14 protein-coding genes and 5 pseudogenes are annotated in these 18,622 nt (G+C 60.7%); 13 read left to right on the top strand and 6 right to left on the bottom strand.

Annotated elements, in window-relative coordinates:
• Positions 1 to 424 precede the first annotated feature (424 nt).
• Positions 425 to 775: pseudogene (locus AC3A4H_RS22625) on the top strand (MFS transporter); the annotation flags it as partial.
• Between the two features lie 186 nt (positions 776 to 961).
• Here AC3A4H_RS22625 and AC3A4H_RS22620 read toward each other — a convergent pair.
• Positions 962 to 1,231, bottom strand: a complete 270-nt coding sequence (locus AC3A4H_RS22620) for a transposase (RefSeq protein WP_487768719.1) — start codon at positions 1,229 to 1,231, stop codon at positions 962 to 964.
• A gap of 250 nt (positions 1,232 to 1,481) precedes the next feature.
• Between AC3A4H_RS22620 and AC3A4H_RS22615 the strand changes: the two genes are divergently transcribed.
• Together AC3A4H_RS22615 and AC3A4H_RS22610 are read left to right on the top strand one after the other, a co-directional pair.
• Positions 1,482 to 3,077 (top strand): outer membrane protein assembly factor BamB family protein, encoded by a 1,596-nt coding sequence (locus AC3A4H_RS22615; protein WP_487768718.1) that lies wholly within the window; start codon positions 1,482 to 1,484, stop codon positions 3,075 to 3,077.
• Between the two features lie 81 nt (positions 3,078 to 3,158).
• Positions 3,159 to 3,779 carry a DUF3471 domain-containing protein gene (locus AC3A4H_RS22610; protein ID WP_487768717.1) on the top strand — a complete coding sequence of 207 codons (621 nt, stop codon included), beginning with the start codon at positions 3,159 to 3,161 and terminating at the stop codon, positions 3,777 to 3,779.
• Here the strand turns inward: AC3A4H_RS22610 and AC3A4H_RS22605 are convergent.
• A pseudogene (locus AC3A4H_RS22605) lies at positions 3,776 to 4,394 on the bottom strand (amino acid ABC transporter ATP-binding protein); the annotation flags it as partial. The gene AC3A4H_RS22610 and the pseudogene AC3A4H_RS22605 sit on opposite strands and share 4 nt — an antisense overlap.
• A 546-nt stretch (positions 4,395 to 4,940) precedes the next feature.
• On the opposite strand from AC3A4H_RS22605, the pseudogene AC3A4H_RS22600 reads away from it, so the two are divergent.
• A pseudogene (locus AC3A4H_RS22600) lies at positions 4,941 to 5,440 on the top strand (ATP-binding cassette domain-containing protein); the annotation flags it as partial.
• A 333-nt stretch (positions 5,441 to 5,773) separates the two neighbouring features.
• On the opposite strand, the gene AC3A4H_RS22595 reads toward AC3A4H_RS22600, so the two are convergent.
• The 3 genes and pseudogenes from AC3A4H_RS22595 to AC3A4H_RS22585 all read right to left on the bottom strand — a co-directional run.
• Positions 5,774 to 7,585, bottom strand: coding sequence for a thiamine pyrophosphate-binding protein (locus AC3A4H_RS22595; RefSeq protein ID WP_487768716.1), 1,812 nt, complete (start codon positions 7,583 to 7,585; stop codon positions 5,774 to 5,776).
• A 712-nt stretch (positions 7,586 to 8,297) separates the two neighbouring features.
• Positions 8,298 to 8,450 (bottom strand): annotated as a pseudogene (locus AC3A4H_RS22590) (carbohydrate porin); the annotation flags it as partial.
• A gap of 74 nt (positions 8,451 to 8,524) precedes the next feature.
• Positions 8,525 to 9,314, bottom strand: a pseudogene (locus tag AC3A4H_RS22585) (carbohydrate porin); the annotation flags it as partial.
• 376 nt (positions 9,315 to 9,690) lie between these two features.
• Here AC3A4H_RS22585 and AC3A4H_RS22580 point away from each other — a divergent pair.
• From AC3A4H_RS22580 to AC3A4H_RS22540, 9 genes are all read left to right on the top strand, one after another.
• Positions 9,691 to 10,071, top strand: coding sequence for an aldehyde dehydrogenase family protein (locus AC3A4H_RS22580; protein WP_487768715.1), 381 nt, complete (start codon positions 9,691 to 9,693; stop codon positions 10,069 to 10,071).
• Between the two features lie 53 nt (positions 10,072 to 10,124).
• On the top strand, positions 10,125 to 10,511 hold the full coding sequence (locus AC3A4H_RS22575; RefSeq protein ID WP_487768714.1) for a hypothetical protein: 387 nt from the start codon (positions 10,125 to 10,127) through the stop codon (positions 10,509 to 10,511).
• Positions 10,512 to 10,546: 35 nt separating this feature from the next.
• Entirely contained in the window at positions 10,547 to 10,951 is a 405-nt protein-coding gene (locus AC3A4H_RS22570) for an Hsp20/alpha crystallin family protein (RefSeq protein WP_487768713.1), read from the top strand.
• 17 nt (positions 10,952 to 10,968) lie between these two features.
• Positions 10,969 to 13,395, top strand: coding sequence for an endopeptidase La (gene lon / locus AC3A4H_RS22565; protein ID WP_487768712.1), 2,427 nt, complete (start codon positions 10,969 to 10,971; stop codon positions 13,393 to 13,395).
• 291 nt (positions 13,396 to 13,686) lie between these two features.
• Complete coding sequence (locus tag AC3A4H_RS22560) at positions 13,687 to 14,178, top strand: redoxin domain-containing protein (protein WP_487768711.1); 492 nt, start codon at positions 13,687 to 13,689, stop codon at positions 14,176 to 14,178.
• Positions 14,165 to 14,698, top strand: a complete 534-nt coding sequence (locus AC3A4H_RS22555) for a DsbA family protein (protein ID WP_487768710.1) — start codon at positions 14,165 to 14,167, stop codon at positions 14,696 to 14,698. Before AC3A4H_RS22560 ends, AC3A4H_RS22555 begins: the two co-directional genes overlap by 14 nt.
• Before the next feature lie 55 nt (positions 14,699 to 14,753).
• Complete coding sequence (locus tag AC3A4H_RS22550) at positions 14,754 to 16,148, top strand: FAD-dependent oxidoreductase (protein WP_487768709.1); 1,395 nt, start codon at positions 14,754 to 14,756, stop codon at positions 16,146 to 16,148.
• Between the two features lie 11 nt (positions 16,149 to 16,159).
• Positions 16,160 to 16,771 carry an NAD(P)-dependent oxidoreductase gene (locus AC3A4H_RS22545; protein WP_487768722.1) on the top strand — a complete coding sequence of 204 codons (612 nt, stop codon included), beginning with the start codon at positions 16,160 to 16,162 and terminating at the stop codon, positions 16,769 to 16,771.
• Between the two features lie 12 nt (positions 16,772 to 16,783).
• Positions 16,784 to 17,146 carry a TraR/DksA family transcriptional regulator gene (locus AC3A4H_RS22540; RefSeq protein ID WP_487768708.1) on the top strand — a complete coding sequence of 121 codons (363 nt, stop codon included), beginning with the start codon at positions 16,784 to 16,786 and terminating at the stop codon, positions 17,144 to 17,146.
• A gap of 898 nt (positions 17,147 to 18,044) precedes the next feature.
• Here the strand turns inward: AC3A4H_RS22540 and AC3A4H_RS22535 are convergent.
• Positions 18,045 to 18,317 carry a hypothetical protein gene (locus AC3A4H_RS22535; RefSeq protein ID WP_487768707.1) on the bottom strand — a complete coding sequence of 91 codons (273 nt, stop codon included), beginning with the start codon at positions 18,315 to 18,317 and terminating at the stop codon, positions 18,045 to 18,047.
• Positions 18,318 to 18,622 lie beyond the last annotated feature (305 nt).

Genomic DNA, 18,622 nt, shown 5'->3' with positions numbered 1-18,622 from the left:
GCAGAAGCTGCTGGCCGCCCGGCGATGAACCGGCTACCCTACCCCAGCTCAAAGTCGCGCTTCGACGAGAACTCACATGTTGCCGAGCTTTTTCGTGTCTCGCCTGCAAATCGGCACAGCTGATGGGCGCAATAGGGCTCGGGGCGGTGGCTTTGCATTCCTCCTGCCTCGGCTGAAAGCTAAGTTGAACCCCAGTTGCATCGTTGCTCTCGATGAAGTGGGCACGGCCATTTCGCTAGTGCTGTTTGGGCTTGCCCGCGAACCGCTGACAGCGCTGGCGGCGAGTCTCGTTGCAGGAATGTCGTGGATCGCCGTACTGGCAAATCTGAACGTTTTGGCCAGGCGAAGACTGGGTCCGCGGCTGCGGACTTGCCATGTATGTGTGCGGTTTTTGGAAGCATGACCATCGGCAGCGTGGCCTCGGGGCGTGATGGCCGAACTAGCGGGACTGGCCGTTACGCACCAGGTCGCTGCGGCTGGCGCTCTGGTGGCAATTCCACTGACCTGGCGCTGGAAGCTTCCGACCGGCGCAGGTATCGGCCTCACGCCCTCAATGCATTGGTCTGTGCCGATCAATACCAAAGCAATCGAGGACGATGCGGGTCCGGTCATGGTGACGCTCGAGTACGGATTGGTCCCAACAACCGAAAGGCGTTTCTTGAAGCCGTCGAACGTCTCTCGCACGATCGGAAACGCGATGGAGCCTAAGCTTGAGACATATTCGAGGACTCCGCGTGCCAGGCCGGTTCACGGAGACGTTTTTGTCGAATCCTGATGCGCACATTTGCGTCATCACAAGCGTGTGACTAACGCCGATTGTCACGCATTCATTGCCGTCGCGTGGGGCCGTGAGGCGTGACAGGTAAATTCGGAGCCACTGTTCGACGCAAGGGCTATCGCTACTTCGGGCCATAAGCGGCAATAGGGGGACAGATCGCCGCGGGCTCCGGAGACGCCGCCGTCACCACCGCCGGACCAAGAGCGGCTCGGGTGCCGACGATCCCACCAACGGCTGGCGGGCGGCCCGACGCCACGCAAAAAACTGCTGCGGGGACAAGGCATATCGCCGGGCCACCGCGCTCACGGTCGTGCCGACCTCGTAGCTTTCCGCTACGATCCGCGCCCTCTCCTCCGGCAGCCATTCCCGCCGCCGGCCGGAGCCAGTGAAGATTTCAAGCCGACGAACCGGCTCCTCCCCCCTGGACTTAAGCGTAAGCTCTGAAATCGTCATGTGTCGAAGCCCTCAAAGGCTTCGAACATCGTTCTTCACGTCAACACGCGAAGGTGCCCTCGGCACAGCGCATACGCCTCACGTCGACCAAGGGAAAAAGCCTGCTGGACTTGTCGGGGAATTCTGCCGGGCTAATTTCATCCATGAGCCTTTGGCGTGTGAGAAAAGATCAGGGCGATGGCAAATTCGTCGCGCCTGACGAACCATCTCGATGGTCTTGCTCTCAGCCTTGCTACAGGAGGACCGTGGTATGAACCGCGTTCATCAATCTCTCGCCGCCATCGCAATCACAACCCTCGCATGGAGCGCCTCGAACGCTGAGGCGCAAACAACGAGCCCGACGGCTGATACCGAATGGCTCGGGTTCAATGGCGGATACGATGCCACCCGCTTCTCGACGCTTGCGCAGATAAATACGCAGAACGTCGCGTCACTCAAGGAGGTGGCCCGGTACAAGATTCCCGAGACGATGAGTTTCCAGTCAGGTCCGGTTGTCGTCGGCGAAACAATTTACGTCACGACCATGAAGAACACCTACGCGATCGACGCGCGCACCGGTGAACAGCGTTGGGTTCACCACTACGAGCCCAAATCGATGGGACTGCAGACATCGGTGCGCGGCGTAGGCTATGCCGACGGTCGAGTGTATCGCGGTACGCCCGACGGACATCTGCTCGCGCTGAACGCAGAGACAGGCGACCTTATCTGGGACGTGCAAGGTGCGGACCCGAGCGCCGGTGAATATTACACGGCGGTGCCTGTGCTTTGGCAAGACCTGGTTCTTGTGGGGAATTCCGGGAGCGACACCGGAGCGATTGGCCATGTCAGGGCGTTTGACGCGAAAACTGGCCAGCGACTTTGGAATTTCGACAACGTTCCGTCCACCGGCGAAGCCGCCAAAACCTGGCCGGACGATCCGAGCAAAGTCAAGGCTGGCGGAGGTATGTATTCGTCGTTCGCGTTGGACCCCGACGCGGGGCTGCTTTATGTGCCGGTCGGCAACCCTGGCCCGGATTTCGCGGGAGACTATCGTGGTGGCGACAATCTCTATACGGGCGGTGTGATCGTCCTGAACGCGAAAACGGGGGAGTTGAGGGGCTACCATCAGTTCGTCAAGCATGACGTACATGATTGGGACTGTGCCGCGAGCCCGATCCTGTTCACATCCAAAGCTGGACGAAAGATGGTCGCTGCGGCGTGCAAGAACGGGTATGTCTATGGTCTCAGCCGAGATTTGAGCGAAGTATTCTATCAGACGCCGGTTACACGGATCGAGAATGTCGATGCGCCATTAACGCCAGAAGGAACTCGCTTCTTGCCGGGCACCCAAGGCGGCACCAACTGGTTCGGCCCGTCCTATTCGCCGCAGCTCAATGCGCTGTTCGTCCCCGCTATCGACTGGGCAACCACGATCAAACTTGGCGGCCCGGAGACGCTCAAGCATGAGCCACCCAAGCCATTCATCGGGTCCGCCAACGGGTTTGGCGAACAGGATCCAAAAGACCAGCGCTTCGGCCACATCACAGCCGTCGACGCCGACAGTGGGCAGGTTTTGTGGCAATACAACACCGATACCCCGATGGTGGCATCGGTTACGCCGACGCAGAGCGGCGTACTGTTCACTGGCGACACGAAAGGAAACTTCCTGGCGCTGGATGCGGCCAACGGCCATGTGCTGGTGGAAAAGAACCTGGGCGATCCCATTGGCGGCGGCATCATCACCTATATGTTGGGAGGCACCCAGTACGTGGCGGTCGCAGGCGGCATGAAGAATGCCATTGTCGATACGGACAGTGGTCCGGCGTGGGTCGCGATCCTGACGCTGCCAAGCCAGCCAAAGCCGTGAAAACTTCACCGGTCGGTTACATGGACGACAAGTCCCAAAGGAGCAAGGACGTCGTCAGGCCAAATCGACGATTGTCTGCGATTGGGCGTCGCCATTGATCGGGAACAAAATCATACAGTTGAAAATGGGTTGGTGATCGGGCTCTTCGACCCGGAAGGAGATCTGGCCAATATGCAGCCCCCAGCGCATCCGCAAGCAGCGCAGCCGCTCTCTTCCTATGCCGGGCGCTACGACAGCGCTTATTTCGGTCCGGCCGAAATCAGCGTCGAGAACGACCGGCTGGTCCTCACGCTTGGTCCCGGGAAGAGCCGTTTTGACCTGTCCCATTGGGAGGGGGATGCTTTTGCCATGATGCCAAGGAGTGAGAATGCTGCGGAAGGATCCCGTTCCTCTGTCCGCTTCGCGCTGAGGGATGGCGCGGCGACGGGTTTTTACCGTGGATTATCTGAATCGCAACGGCATGGCGGTATGGCAGCGTTAATGCATGTGGCGGAAAGCCGGGAACCGGTTTCCGCCAAAATGCCAAAGCCTGCGCACGCAATGCCCAGGTCCGCGAGCGGTCTGTCTCCAGACGATCTACCGCTTTGCCTTTTCCAGCGACGGCCAAGAGATGAAGCTGTGGCACTAGCCGTCCAGCACTGCCCGCGCACAGGTCTCATTAAAGCGTATGGAGCGAATCTGAAAGATCGCGACGCGCTTTAGTGTGACAGTATCTTTGAAAGGAACATTTGCGCTCTTTCGCTGCGAGGCGTGCCGAAAAACTCTTCTTTCGTCGCGTCTTCCACGATTTCGCCCCGGTCCATGAAGATCACACGATCAGCGACTTTCCTTGCAAAGCCCATTTCGTGCGTCACGACCATCATGGTCATCCCCTCCTGTGCGAGTTCGACCATGACATCCAGCGCCTCGTTGATCATCTCGGGATCGAGCGCCGAAGTCGGCTCATCGAACAACATGCAGATCGGGTCCATGACCAAGGCGCGCGCGATAGCCACTCGCTGCTGCTGCCCTCCGGAGAGCTGGCCGGGAAATTTCTCCGCGTGCGCCTTCAGCCCGACACGGTCGAGGAGCTTCATAGCTTTCGCCATCGCTTCGTCACGACGCCGGCCCGAGGACCTTTGTCTGACCGAGGCAAAGATTCTCGGAAATGCGAAGATGCGGAAAGAGCTCGAAATGCTGGAAGACCATGCCGACCCGGGAGCGCAACTTCGTGAGATTGGTTTTTTTGTCGGAGACATGAACCCCATCGAGAATGATTGTTCCCTCCTGGATGGGCTCCAATGCATTGACGCACTTGATGAGCGTCGATTTCCCGGAGACGACATGCACGCAGTGCGTTCCGAATCCTGGCGCAGGATCGGATGTACGATGTCGCCGATCGTCAGAAGCGGCTCGATCTGCTGGATGGTATCGACATGACTGCGCAGCATGACACGCCGGCCGCGGGCGTTGACGGGTATTACATGCACCGGGGCGAGCACCCTTGGGCATGGCCCGATCGTGCTGGCGCTGGGGGTGACTGGCCGAGTGGCGGCCTAACGGCGGGGACTGGGAGGCAGCGGGTTTGCCCGTGCGGCCTCCGACCTCCGAATATACCGCGAACGGCGGCGGCTACGATTAACCTCATGCGTATGTTGCTCTTGCGTATTCAAAACGGTCCGGGAATCCATATCGGGCTCCGGCGGTGAAAGGCTGGCGCGCGTGCCGAATGCGTTGGGCACGTGGGGGTGCTCCTAGGGGCGCTGCCCCAGTTCGGAGCGGGCGCTGGTAGCGCACCCTCAGCGCTCTACCCCTGCTGTGCGTGACGACGCAAACCATCACAGGCATGGCCCAGAGACGGCGCCCCTCCCGCACTCCCGATCGCTGGCGACAGGGGAGGGCGACGACCTCGCCGTCGAACAGGTCACGGTCACCTATCGCAACCGCCATACTACGCTCAGGAAAGCGAGCTTTGCAATTCCTAGCAAGTCGACCCTGTTCAAGGCGATCATGGCCTTTGTTCCGTTCGCGGCCGGACGCATCGGCATCCCGAGAGTGCCTGCCAAGGAGGCACTTAGGCGAAACGTGGTCGCCTATGTTCCGCAAAGCGAGGACGTCGACTGGAACTTCCCGGTCGTCGTCGAGAACGTCGTGATGGGCTGCGACGGCCACACGAATTTTCTGCGCATGCTCTGCGCGGTCGACCGTGCGCCGGTGGAGCGGGTCGGCATGACGGACTTCCGCAAGCGCCGGGCGAGCTTTCGGGAGGCCGGAAGAAGCGCGTCTTCCTTGCACGTACCCTTGCGCGGAACGGGCGGATCATCCTGCTCGACGAGCCGTTCATTGGCGTCGACGTGCGTACCGAAGAGGCGATCATGTTGCTTCGTGGGCGCGCGCCGCACCGGCCCGGATTCGGGTGCGGTCACCTGCGCCTTCAACCGGCCCGCGCGAAGGACGCCGACAAGACGGCGCACCGGACGGGCGCCCGACAGAGGTTGCAGTAACCATCAACAGGAGAGGTCTCACCACCGTCCAGGTCCATCATCGCCTACAACCTGAAGCATCCCCCCATCCTCACGGTCAGCGCTCATGCATACCCATAAAATGCCGGGAATATGACGTCGCGCCGCGCCTCGAAGGCTTCAAGTTCATGTTCTGCTCGAACGACACCCACAGGCCGCCTGAGGCGGCATGATCGATGTGCATTTACAAGCCTGTCACTGCCCTATGGTATCCTCGCCAGCCAGTTCGCGGAGTTGATCGCTGACCTGCTGCAGGCCGGGTGACTGGGCAACGACGGACTCATCGGAGAGCAGGGTTGCCTTGCGCGAGGCGCGGCGTTCTCCGGCTGAGAGCGCTTCGACGATGTGCTCGGCCTGAGTAGCTTTAAGCGTTTCGGCGAACGGAGATTCGTCGACATCGACCCAGCAATCGACCAATGACGGCCCACGGTGGGCGACTGCGGCGGCGATGACTTCGCCGGCTTGCGCAGGATCGTCGAGGTGAAAGCCGCGTATTCCGCACCCTTCGGCGACCTTGGCGAAGTCGATCCGGGACAGTTCGCACTGGTGCTCGGGATTGCCGAGATAGGCCATCTGTTCCCACACGATCAGCCCGAGCGACGCGTTGTTGAGCACGACGACGGTGACATTGAGCTGACCCTGAGCCAGCGTGGCGAGGGCGCCCATGAGCATCGCGGCGCCGCCGTCGCCCTGGATGGCGACGACCTGCCGGTCGGGGTACGCGGTCTTGGCGCCGATCGCGTAAGGGATTGCCGCCGCCATCGAGCAGTTGGTGCCGGAAAAGCTGAAAAGCTGTCCGGTCCGCATCCGCATCCGGCCTTGCCAAACGGTGACAGTGCCGGCGTCGCCGCACACAATCGCGTCGTCGTTCAGGTGCTCGGCCAACCGGGCGGTGACGACTTGCGGCTTCATCGGCTTCTCGGTGCTGCTGCTCTGCTTGTTGACCAGGTCCCACCAATCTTGCAGCCGTCGCTGTCCCTCCTCGAGAAAGCCACGCTCCTCACGACGGGACAGCCGCTCGCGCAATCCGGCTAGCGACATTCGGGCGTCACCAACCACGGCAACCTCGACCGGATAGCGCAGCCCGATCCGGGTGGTGTCGACATCGATCTGCACGGCGCGAGCCTGACCGGGCTGCGCCCAAAAGTCGAAAAAGCCGCTGGAGCTGCCGACGATCAGGAGGCCGTCGCATTCGCTGAGCGCCCATTGACCTGGCGAGGTGCCGGCGAATGCGGTGCCGCCGAGGACGTAGGGACTGTCATCGCCGATACAGTCCTTGCCCAGGGCGGGTTTGACGATCGGCGCGGCCAGTGTCTCTGCCATCGCTTCGAGTTCGGCATGTGAGCCGCGGGCACCCGCACCGGCGATGATTACGACCTTCTCGCAGCCCGTCAGGAGATCTGCCGCCTTGTCGAGATCGACCGCTGCCCCGGCCGCGTATGCTTGTGGAAGCGCGGTCGTCGCCCGATTGGGCAGGTTCTTGCTCGACCGCGGCACCTGATCTTCCTCCCAGCCTTGGACGTCAATCGGGATCGCGAGATGAGCTGGTCCGCGCCGGGCGGTGGCTGTCCGGTAAGCGAGGTCGACCATGTTGATCGCATGCACCGGGCTGTTGACCTGCTGGTTGAACACGCACGCGTTGTCAAAGGCGTAGTGGTGATTGATGTCTTGGAGGTAGTGGGTGCCGAGCATATCGTGGAACTGCAGTCCGGTGATCGCGAGAAGCGGCACGCCCTCGACGGCCGCGTCGTAAAGTCCGTTAAGGATGTGCACCGCCCCCGGTCCCGATGTTGTCACCACGACAGCCGGGCGGCCAGTGAACTTTGCATAGGCCACCGCCGCCAAGGCACCTTCCTCCTCATGACGCACATGCACGAACCGCACCTTCTCCTGGCGTTTGCGCAACGCTTCGAAGAAGCTGTTGATCCCGTCGCCCGGCAGCCCAAAGTAGGTGTCGACACCCCAATCGAACAGCCGGTCGATGATCAGCTCGGAGGTGGTTGGCATCGAAAACTCCATTGCTCAGGCAAGTGCGGATTAATGTCGTGCCTTCTGAGTGACGGCATTGACGCCCATCAATTTTCCGGCGTTTGCTAAGTGCCAGTCGATTCATGAAACGGAATTTACGCGCAAGATGAGGCTACAGGGTCACCCGCAGCCCCGCTGCCAATGCTCATCGGCGTGAAGGAAGCGCCGGCCAAGTTCCGAGATCTGCCAAAATCATCAAACCTGCATAATCTTGCGGAACTCGCGAAACTTCAACCTGGCGATTACTGCTGATGGGGGGTCCTCCAAGTGCGTTCATTCGGCCTTCCAGATGCACCATGTCGTCGACATCAATGTCGGCGACGAGGGCCGACGAGTGTTCGCGCAGGTGACGAGAGAGGTCCTCCACGATCTTCTTGTCAGCAGCCCGATTAGTGAGCGCCGCCGATACGCCAAATACCGCGCGGCCTGCCGCGATGACGGCTGCCGCGAGCTATCCGACACCCAGGCCTGCCAGACCACCGATCAGCGCGCTGGCGGAGACTGTTCCCAACGCATCGTCCAAAACGGATCGCTAAATTGCCCCCTTACAGCACGCCCGAGAAGGTGTGGGCGGGACGGCGCTTAGGGTGAAATGAAGGCGACCGGCCCCTCCTAGAGACGCGACCGCGACGAGGAAACATACTGATAGATGTCACCAACAGCCTGTCGCTTCATAATCTTGCCACCCGCCTTAGAAGTTGGCCACTGTCTTCAGACCCACCACGAACACATCGTTGTTGAAGCTGGTTCCACCTGGACGGTGCACATACTGAAGGTTAGGACGGAAGAGCAACCCGGGCTGCGGACGGAAGGTATAGAACAGCTCGAACGCGTATTCCGAATCCTGAACGGTCCTCGGCCCAGCGAATTTTGCAAAGCCTCCACATCTGCCACGCGGCTGTTCACATGGGTGGTTCCCACGGCAAAGCCGATATCGTCATCGGGGCCTGCGCTGAACGGACCGGTATAGATTAAGCCGGTGGCCATCTGCCAGTCAGTAGTCGAGGTCCGCGTTCAGGAAGACAGTCAGGCTGCTGGTCACCTGCTGCTGGAAATTGATATAGCCGCCATATCGTCCATGGCGCCGTAGCGGCGGCAGGCCGGTGAGCACGAAGGAATTGCCGTTAATGTCGTCGACCACGTCGTTGGCCGTCGAGGTATCATACCAGCCGCCGATTTTGTAACTGCCGGGGAGCTTGCCATCGCCGAACTTGGGTTGCCAGGCAAGCTCGACCGGCACCATGGCGCCGGTGGAATCGGGGAAGAACACTTGGAGCACCGCCTGCGAGAGGCCCAGGTATCTCGGGTTGATGTCGTAAACGCCGACTTGGAAATAGCCGAAATCCTTTAGGGCAAGCTTGACGCGGGTCGCCCACTGGCTGATCGGCCAGTTGAAGATGTGGTTGCCGACTAAATTACCCGGATCCGCGCCACAGAAGGTCAGGTTCTGGAAGTCGCAGGAGAAGGCGGCGAAGTCTTCTCCGAAGGGCATACGGCCGACCTTCCAGTCGACGACCCCGACGAGGAAAGTCTGCTGATACCAGAAATCCGTGAGCCGTACCGTTTGTCCCCGGCCGTACACCTCTTGCACCTGCTGCAGCGTGCCGAGATCGGCATCGGCGCTGAGGTTGCGGCCGGTGCGCTCGGTGGACGTGGTCTGGAATTTCGCGCTCGGGATGCCCAGCAACCGGTCGAGGTCAAAGGTCACGCCCCCCGTATACTGGTCCGCATAGCGGACCGTGCTGAAGGTACCGCCGGTCGGGTTGTAGGCGCCCTCACCCAGGCGTTGAATTCACGATGTAGGTCATGAGTGGCATCGGACCCGTTCGCCGCCGGTACGCAATTACGTCTCATAGAGGTGGTAAAATGAGCAACGAGCTCAACAAGGAAAGCGCTCGTCGGCCTTCGTCGCCGCGCGAGCGGAATCCCGCGATGCTAGCCGCAGTCGCGCTGATGGGAGGTGTCATGGGCGCCGGTCACGCTGCAGCGCAAAGCGCAGGCGATTGGCCGATGGCAGGACAGAATCTCCTAGCGCGCAGAGCGAGCACACGATCTCCCCGCATTTAATGACGTGGGGAGTGCGGATGGCACTGATTGCGATTAGCGTGCGTTATTCCGTCTATGAGAGTTTCGGACCGGTGCTGCCGATCCTGAAGGCACGGGACGACAATCACGCGCTCGAACTGGCCAACGTTGCGAGTGATTTTGAACGTGGCGCCCGCTTTGCACATGGCATTGTCGCGGGAATGACTCATATTAACAACATCACCGTCGACGATGAGCCCAATGCACCCTTTGGAGGCGAAAAGAATTCAGGCTTGGGACGTTTCAATGGGGAATGGGCAATGAAGGAATTCGCCCGTGCGCACTGGGTCACTCTCGCGGCGTTCTCCTGCCTATCCGTCCTGATCCATGCCCGATCAAGGAGGGTCGCTTGGCGAAAAGGTGAGAGAGAGCAGAAATGACAGATTTGCGACATGGCGAGAAACCGAATACCCGCGGCTTCGTCTCCGTATTCATGTTCATCGCCCTGATCCTGGGCGCATTCGCCGGCACGGCCCTCGGGACGTCCCTCGATGGCAGTATGAGCGACAGACGGGGTCTCTCCATCGTCGCGGCGCTGTTTGCATTGGCGGTCATCTGGCTGGTCCGACATTTCCTTGGAAAAGGTTTTCCTGCCGTCTTCATGAAGCCGCGCGGCAAATCCATTCCGCCCGCCGTCTGGCTGGGCGTGGTCTTTTCGTCGATTGTCGGCGGATTGGCGGGGCATGATATCGGCCTGCTGTTCGGCGTTAGCTCTGGCGCCCTTTTCGGTCTAATCTCAGGCACAATCGCCGGGATCAGCATGTCGATGCTGATGGTCGTCTATTTCCACGAACATCGTGAGGAACGCACCGAGTTCTGACCTATAGAACGGCAAATCGAGACGGAGTTTTCGAGATGAGGCGTCACGATCCCAACAACTGGATGTGGTCGGAAGCCATCGCCATGCTGACGCGGGCCGAGCGTTTGCATCGCAACTTCTTCCAGCCTGGCGCGGCAACGCGCCAAGCCGCGTGGGAGCCTCCTGTCGATGTGCTCGAACTGGCCGATGAAGTCGTGATTTTGGTGGCGCTGCCCGGCATAGACCCGGATCAGGTGGATGCCGCCATTGATGGCGGCTTTCTGCTCGTCTCGGGCCGCCGCCCGCTGCCGCCACAACTTCGCACCGCCATCATTCACCGGCTGGAACTGCCGCAGGGCCGGTTCGAACGCAGCATCCCCCTGCCTCCCGGCCGCTATGCCTCCGTGCAGCGAAGCGCGGCCCATGGTTGCGTGGTGTTCAGCCTGCGCAAGGCTGCCTGACGAGCGGGAGGAAGATCATGGTCCAACGCAACGACATCCTCCGCTCGTCGGAAGCGGAAACGGGCGCGGATACGCCTCCGGCCGCGGCCGGGGTGCCGGACGACGCGCTGATTATTCTCGCGGTGCGCAACACCGTCATATTTCCGGGCACGGTCTTTCCGGTCACCGTCGGCAGGCAGGCTTCCATTCTGGCCGCCCAACAGGCCATGCGCGAAGAACGGCAGGTCGGCGTCCTGATGCAACGTGATGCGGACGCCGCCGAACCATCCGCGTTTGACCTGCATCGCACCGGGACGATTGCCAACATCCTGCGCTACGTCAACACCCCCGACGGCAGCCATCACCTTGTCCTGCAGGGGGAGCAGCGGTTCAGCGTGATCGATTTCATTCGCGAGCGGCCATACTTCGCCGCCCGGGTGCATCGCATCTGGCAGTCCGAAGAAATGACGCCGCAGCTCGAAGCCCGTATGATACATCTGCGCCAGCAAGCCATGGAAGGGCTGCAACTTCTGCCGCAGGTACCGCAGGAGATGATCGCCTCACTGAATGCAGCCACCGCGCCAGCAGCACTTGCCGATCTGGTCGCCGCCTATCTCGACATCAAGCCCGAAGAAAAGCAGGAGCTCCTGGAAACCATCGATGTGGCCGCGCGCATCGACAAGGTGTCCCGCTATCTGGCGCAGCGATTGGAAGTGCTGCGGCTCACGCAGGAAATCGGCCGCCAGACGAAAGCGTCGCTCGATGAGCGGCAGCGCGAGGCCATCCTTCGCGAGCAGATGACCGCGATCCAGAAGCAGCTCGGCGAAGATGACGGCCGCGGGCCGGAGATCGCCGAACTTGGCGAGGCGATCACCAGGGCGCAGATGCCGCAGGAGGTCGAGGAGATCGCGCGCAAGGAGTTGCGCCGCTACGAGCGCATGCCGGAGGCGGCCGCTGAGGCCGGCATGGTGCGCACCTATCTCGACTGGCTTGTTGAACTGCCCTGGGCTCTTCCTCAGGAAAAGCCTATCGATATTGCGCAGGCCCGACGCATCCTTGATGAGGATCATTTCGGGCTCGACAAGGTCAAGCGCCGCATCGTCGAATATCTTGCCGTTCGCAAGCTGGCGCCGAACGGCAAGGCGCCGATCCTGTGCTTTGTCGGCCCGCCCGGCGTCGGCAAGACTTCGCTCGGCAAGTCCATCGCGCGGGCGATGGACCGCCCCTTCGTGCGCATCAGCGTGGGCGGCGTGCATGACGAGGCTGAGATCAGGGGGCATCGCCGCACTTATATCGGTGCCCTGCCCGGCAACATCATCCAGGCGATCCGCAAGGCGAAGGCGCGCGATTGCGTGATGATGCTGGACGAGATCGACAAGATGGGTCGCGGCATCCAGGGCGATCCGTCGGCGGCCATGCTCGAAGTGCTGGACCCCGAGCAGAATGGCACGTTCCGCGACAACTATCTCGCGGTGCCGTTCGATCTGTCCCATGTGGTCTTCATCGCCACAGCCAACATGCTGGATACGGCGCCTGGGCCCCTTCTCGACCGCATGGAGATCATCAGCCTCGCCGGCTACACGAAGGCCGAGAAGCTACAGATCGCACGGCGCTACCTGGTGCCTCGGCAATTGGAGGCGAACGGGTTGAAGCCGGAGCAGGTCGAGATCGATGACGACGCGCTCCAGCGCATCATCGGCGACTATACCCGCGAGGCCGGCGTGCGCAGCCTGGAGCGGGAGATCGGCCGCGCGCTGCGCCACGCCGCGATGCAGGTCGCGGAAGGCAGCGCGACCACGGTGAGGATCGCGTCGGGTGACCTCGAGGCGATCCTCGGACCATCGCGCTTCGAAAATGAAGTCGCCATGCGCACCAGCGTTCCGGGCGTGGCGACGGGCCTCGCCTGGACGCCCGTCGGTGGCGACATATTGTTCATCGAAGCGACCCGCATTCCGGGAAGGGGCAATCTCATCCTCACCGGGCAGCTGGGCGAGGTCATGCGCGAGAGCGCCCAGGCCGCGTTCAGCCTCGTCAAGAATCGCGCCGCATCGCTCGGCATCGACGAAGCGCTGTTCGAGAAGATTGACATTCATGTGCACGTTCCCGCCGGCGCGACGCCGAAGGATGGCCCCAGTGCTGGCGTCGCCATGTTCACCGCGCTCGTTTCTCTGCTGACTGGCCGCCCCGTGCGCAGCGATACGGCCATGACCGGCGAGATCAGCCTGCGCGGTCTGGTGCTGCCTGTCGGCGGCACAAAGGAAAAGGTCGTCGCTGCGGCCGCGGCCGGGATCACGCGGGTGATGTTGCCTGCCCGCAACCGTCGCGACTTCGCCGATATTCCCGAAGAAGTACGAGACAAGCTCGAATTCATATGGCTGGAAAAAGTAGATGACGCGGTCGCGGCCGGGCTCACGGACAAACCGTTTCCACGGCCGACGGTCCTTCTTCCTTCCACCGACCAATAGGGCGGTTCAGGGTTTGTTGAAAGCATTCTGGCTCCTGGCTCGACATGGAGGCAGCTAAAACTGACGAGCGTCAACGCATTCGCCCGTGAAGCGCAATAGCCTTCCAGCTCTACGTCCCGGCAACCCGGCCGAGGCGCCCATTTCGGAAGGAACTGCGGCATGAGAACGGACGGCGATACGAGGCAGCATCCGAAAACGAGCTCAAATCGGGATTCTGACGTCGACGCTGCGGTGCACGTTCTACATGACGCCAGAAAACCTTCAGCTTCCTAGCCATCCTGGAGGGTACGTATGCCAACCATTCTTTCGCATGGCACAAGAGCGCCGGACTTCTCGCTCAAGGCAACCCCGGATCAGACGCTTTCCCTGTCGGAATTTTCTGGCCGCCGCGTCATCCTTGCTTTCTATCCGGCCGATTGGAGTCCCGTCTGCGGCGATCAGATGTCGCTCTACAATCATGTGCTTTCCGAATTTCGCAGGAAAGGCGCCGAAATGATCGGAATTTCAGTCGATGGGGCCTGGTGTCACCAGGCATTCGCGCACGATCGTAATCTCCATTTCCCGCTGCTGTCGGACTTCGAGCCGAAAGGCGAGGTTTCGCGTGCCTACGGCGCCTATCAAAACGATGTCGGCGAGAGCGCACGCGCGCTGTTCATTGTCGACGAAAACGGCATGATCGCATGGAGCTATCTGTCGCCGGTGGGAATCAATCCGGGAGCGGACGGTATTCTCGATGCGCTCGACCAGATGCCGGACCTGGAGGCCAGCAATGTCGCGTCTTAGGATTCCAGTTTCTGCGAGCGATCACATCCGCGGCAGCGCCCAAGCTGAGGTGACTTTGGTCGAATATGGCGACTATCAGTGTCCCTATTGCGCTATGGCAAATCCAATCGTGAACCTGATGGAGCAGAACTTCGGCCGATCACTGCGTGTGGTTTTCCGCAATTTTCCGATGACGGAAGTCCATCCATTTGCAGCCGCTGCCGCAGAGGCTGCCGAATATGCCGGCGATCATGGTGTCTTCTGGGAAATGCATGACGCCCTGTACGCCAACCAGCAGCAACTGGGCATGCCGCTTCTGTTCGCCATCGCAGCGAGATTGAACCTTTCCCAGATCGGACTGCGCGATTCACTTGCCCGGTCGGCGCATGCCGACAGGATCCAGTCTGACTTTATCGGCGGGGTCCGCAGTGGGGTAAACGGAACGCCGACTTTCTTCATTAACGGAGTTCGCCACGACGGTGGTTTCAGCGCCCGCGAGCTTTCCGCCGCAATCGAGAACAACCTGGAGTCAATTCATTGAGCTGGCGATGATTGGCGCAACGGTCGATGAAGTGCGCGCCAAACCGGAGGAGCCAATGCCCGAAACAGAGCAGTACGACGCGGTAGTGGTCGGCAGCGGCGAAGGCGGGAAATACCTCGCCTGGCACCTGTCGCAGACCGGCCAAAAGGTTGCCGTGGTCGAGCGGCGATGGATCGGCGGTTCTTGTCCCAACATCAACTGTCTGCCAAGCAAGAACGAAATCTGGAGCGCCTGCGTCGCCAGAACCGTTGCCCATGCCGGAGAGTTCGGCGTTACGACCGGCACCATGTCGGTCGACATGAAGAAGGTGCTGAAGCGCAAGCGCGATATGGTCGACGACCTCGTCACCTTCCATCTTGGACGCTACAAGACAACGGGCACCGAGCTCATCATGGGGGCTGCGCGCATGATCGCGCCAAGAACCGTCGAGGTGACGCTGAACGGCGGCGGCACGCGGCGGCTGGCCAGCGAAAAGCTATTCCTCAATCTCGGAACCCACGCCAGCATCCCCTCCATTCCAGGTCTTGCCGAAGCGCATCCTCTTACAAATATCGAGGCGCTTGAACTGGACCGGATTCCACAACATCTGATCGTTCTTGGCGGCGGCTATGTCGGCCTCGAATTCGCGCAGGCCTATAGACGCTTCGGCAGCCGCGCCACGATCATCGAACATGGCCAGCGACTAGCCGGCCGCGAGGATCAGGACATTTCCAAGGAGCTCCTACGCATTCTGGAAGCGGAAGGGATCGAGGTGCTTCTGTCTGCCGAAACAGAGCAGGTGGAAGGACGATCCGGCGACCGTGTGCGGATGCACCTGCGCTCGCCGGGCGGCGAGAAGACGATCGAGGGCACCGACATCCTGGTTGCCGCCGGTCGCGTCCCCAACACCGCCGATACCGGTCTCGAGCATGGCGGCGTCGCGCTGACCGACCGGGGATATATCCAGGTCAACGAACGTCTTGAAACAACGGCGCCGGATACCTGGGCCATCGGCGAATGCGCGGGAAGCCCGCAATTCACTCATATCTCATTGGACGACTTCCGCGTCATCCGGGAAAATCTGGCCGGCCGTGCCAGAACGACCAAAGGGCGAATGGTGCCTTACTGCATGTTCATCGATCCGCCGCTTGCGAGGGTCGGGATGAGCGAGACGGAGGCACGGAACGCCGGCATAGCCGTGCGCGTGGCGAAGTTGCCGATGACGGCGATCCTGCGGACCAGGACGACATCCCGGACGGCGGGGTTCATGAAGGCGCTCGTCGACGCCGACGACCAGATCGCCGGCTTCGCCATGATCGGGGCAGAAGCCGGCGAAGTCATGGCCGTCGTCGAGACCGCGATGCTGGGCCGCCTGCGTTATTTTGGCTTGCGCGATGCCATTCTCACCCATCCAACGATGGCGGAAGGTTTGAACGCTTTGTTTGGCAATGTTCCCGCGAAAACGGCATGACTGAGGCGGATATGAAAGTCGCATTGATCGGCGCTACCGGACATGTAGGTTCAAGGCTCGCGTTGGAGCTTCTCAAGCGACGACATTCAGTGACGGGCATAACCCGTCATCCCGAGAAAGCCAAACCACAAGAGGGGCTGACCCTTGAACGGGCGGATGCCAGGGTCGCTGCCGAGCTCGCTCCGCTGCTGACGGGACACGATGCCGTGATATCGGCGACGCGCTTTGTCACTTCGGATCCGGAGGCGCTGATTGCAGCCGTAAAATCGGCGGGGGTAGGTCGGCTGCTTGTCGTCGGCGGTTCCGGAAGTCTCGAAGCGGCACCGGGCAAAGCACTTCAGGAAATGCCGGACTTCCCGCCGGCATATAAGCTCGAGGCCGAAGCGGGAAGCCGATTTCTGGAAACGCTCAGGCGCGAGAAGACGCTCGACTGGACCTTCCTGTCGCCTTCGGCGGAATTCGCGTCAGGCGAACGCACGGGTAAATTCAGGATCGGCGACGACAGGCTGCTTGTCGATGCGAACGGCAAAAGCCATATTTCCATGGAAGATTTTGCCATCGCATTGGTCGATGAACTCGAGCATCCGAAACACAGTCGTCGCCGTTTTACCGTTGGCTATTGAAGAAGGGAATCCATGGAAAAATCCTTCATCGAACAGCAGCGCAGACGCCTTGAACAACTGCGCCTGCAGCTTCTCGGCCCCGAGGAAGCGGGGCTGGCGAGGGAGCGCGCGGCCAAGGAAGACAAAGGAGACGAAAGCCGGGAGTTCGAGGAAGCGGCCCAGGGTATGGCCGAAAACGAGATCCACAGAGCGCTTCATGACGTCGACAGCCGCCGCCTCCATGCGATCGAGCGAGCGCTCGAGAAGATCAGGGAAGGCACCTATGGCCGCTCGGACATCAGCGGCGACCCCATTCCCCGCGCGCGCCTGGAAGCCGTTCCGGAAGCGGTCCGCACCGTTGAGGAAGAAGAAAACATTGATCGCCGCGGGAAATGATGGCCGTAGCCGCCCAGCCTCACGCGACCACGTCGGCTCTGGCGCCCTTTCACAATAAAGTAGTCCGGCTGCGCTGGCTGGCGACCGGCGTCGCCAATATCGGCCGCTGGATGTACAACGCCTCGGCAGGGCTGGCGGATGGTATGGCGCTGGCCATGGCGTTGAGGTCGAAGGTAACGCCGCACGGACCGGCGACCGCCTCGGCAGAACCGAGATGAATATTATAGCCCTGGATAAGCGCGGCTGCGCAGCAATATCGCCAGCTCTAGGCTGCTCAACTGCTCGATCTGATCTGCCGCGCGAAACAGGTCGTCTGTGATGGCTAAGGGCATGATCCACACTGCTATGGACAACGGGTTCGTGGTTTCAGGAGGAGAAGTCTCGCATTACATGCGTAGGGCCAGCCTTGGCGGCGTCCAAGGTGTGAATTGCCTAGGACGACGCCATGCGTTCCATTTTCAGGCGCATTTCCCTCAATCTGGCAGTCTTTTTATCGCGCGCGGAACGCTCTGCGTGTAGAAGTTCACGCGCAATTCGGTCCACGCGCTCATGCCGGCTTTCTGGTCTTTCTACTTGTACTTTGGTCAAGGGGTAAATTCTCCATATTGATCTTTCTCTATGATCGATATGGGGATTTATATTTAGATTTCAAACGGGCATGCATTTTATGACTGCGGGCGGACGGAGATGGAAGGGAAGTTGCCCCGCCAGTATAGCGGTTTTCCGACTACGTAGTCGGGACGGCCTGGCAAGTCGCATCCATATTTATCGATGATAGCGAGGATTCGCCGGAAAGCTGAGGCCGCCAAATGGCGGCCTCTTGCTCATACCTTATGCAGCCTTCTTCGCCGCCTTCTTCAGTGCCTTGATCTTCTTCTCGTGCTTCTCGACCTTGGCTTCACGCTTCTTGATCTCCTGCTTGAGAGAAATCACCTTTTTTTCTGCGGCGGGTTTTGCGTTCTTCGACATGAATTGTCTCCTTGCTTGTAAGGCCTTCGATCGGTGTGTTCTGCTTGATGAACCCACGAATGAACTGCCTGATCTCGCGAGCGGCGCTGGTATCCAGCTGTTCGCATAATTGCAGGAACTGCTCGCGCTCTGAGATGCTGATACGGATCAGCAATTGACCATCTTTCTTGTTGGCCTTCACCTTGTTGGTTTTTTCTGACATGGCGCGCTCACACAAAAAAGATATCTACATTGTATATACATTTCCGTCACTGTCAAGGCAGGTCAACCAAGCCGACAAGCATCCTTTGGTGCTGGCGCGGCTTTCGGTGCTGACGCGACTTCCTGCTACTGCTGCAGATCGGGTTTCGCTCGGCGCGGCCTTTCTGATCGAAGCCGTACGAACCGCGCTCGACATGGGCGCGGCGACGCTAAGGGAGGAGCGCAGCGCGGACAAAGCGCCTGTGCGGACGCTTCCTGACGCTGCCCGGTGGGCGTCGGCTGCGTCGCGGCGATCGGCTACATCAT

The organism is Pseudaminobacter sp. Soil_N_29 (genome assembly GCF_057656055.1).
The sequence above is the reverse complement of the archived record's forward strand: the minus strand, read 5'-3'. Positions and strand labels throughout refer to the sequence as shown.

Bases quoted from the DNA above. Each gene is read 5' to 3' on its own strand.
- AC3A4H_RS22535 (WP_487768707.1), bottom strand. From the start codon at position 18,317: ATGTCAGAAAAAACCAACAAGGTGAAGGCCAACAAGAAAGATGGTCAA.
- AC3A4H_RS22555 (WP_487768710.1), top strand. From the start codon at position 14,165: ATGTCGCGTCTTAGGATTCCAGTTTCTGCGAGCGATCACATCCGCGGC.
- AC3A4H_RS22560 (WP_487768711.1), top strand. From the start codon at position 13,687: ATGCCAACCATTCTTTCGCATGGCACAAGAGCGCCGGACTTCTCGCTC.
- AC3A4H_RS22550 (WP_487768709.1), top strand. From the start codon at position 14,754: ATGCCCGAAACAGAGCAGTACGACGCGGTAGTGGTCGGCAGCGGCGAA.
- lon (WP_487768712.1), top strand. From the start codon at position 10,969: ATGGTCCAACGCAACGACATCCTCCGCTCGTCGGAAGCGGAAACGGGC.
- AC3A4H_RS22620 (WP_487768719.1), bottom strand. From the start codon at position 1,231: ATGACGATTTCAGAGCTTACGCTTAAGTCCAGGGGGGAGGAGCCGGTT.
- AC3A4H_RS22575 (WP_487768714.1), top strand. From the start codon at position 10,125: ATGTTCATCGCCCTGATCCTGGGCGCATTCGCCGGCACGGCCCTCGGG.
- AC3A4H_RS22615 (WP_487768718.1), top strand. From the start codon at position 1,482: ATGAACCGCGTTCATCAATCTCTCGCCGCCATCGCAATCACAACCCTC.
- AC3A4H_RS22580 (WP_487768715.1), top strand. From the start codon at position 9,691: ATGGCACTGATTGCGATTAGCGTGCGTTATTCCGTCTATGAGAGTTTC.
- AC3A4H_RS22595 (WP_487768716.1), bottom strand. From the start codon at position 7,585: ATGCCAACCACCTCCGAGCTGATCATCGACCGGCTGTTCGATTGGGGT.
- AC3A4H_RS22545 (WP_487768722.1), top strand. From the start codon at position 16,160: ATGAAAGTCGCATTGATCGGCGCTACCGGACATGTAGGTTCAAGGCTC.
- AC3A4H_RS22570 (WP_487768713.1), top strand. From the start codon at position 10,547: ATGAGGCGTCACGATCCCAACAACTGGATGTGGTCGGAAGCCATCGCC.
- AC3A4H_RS22540 (WP_487768708.1), top strand. From the start codon at position 16,784: ATGGAAAAATCCTTCATCGAACAGCAGCGCAGACGCCTTGAACAACTG.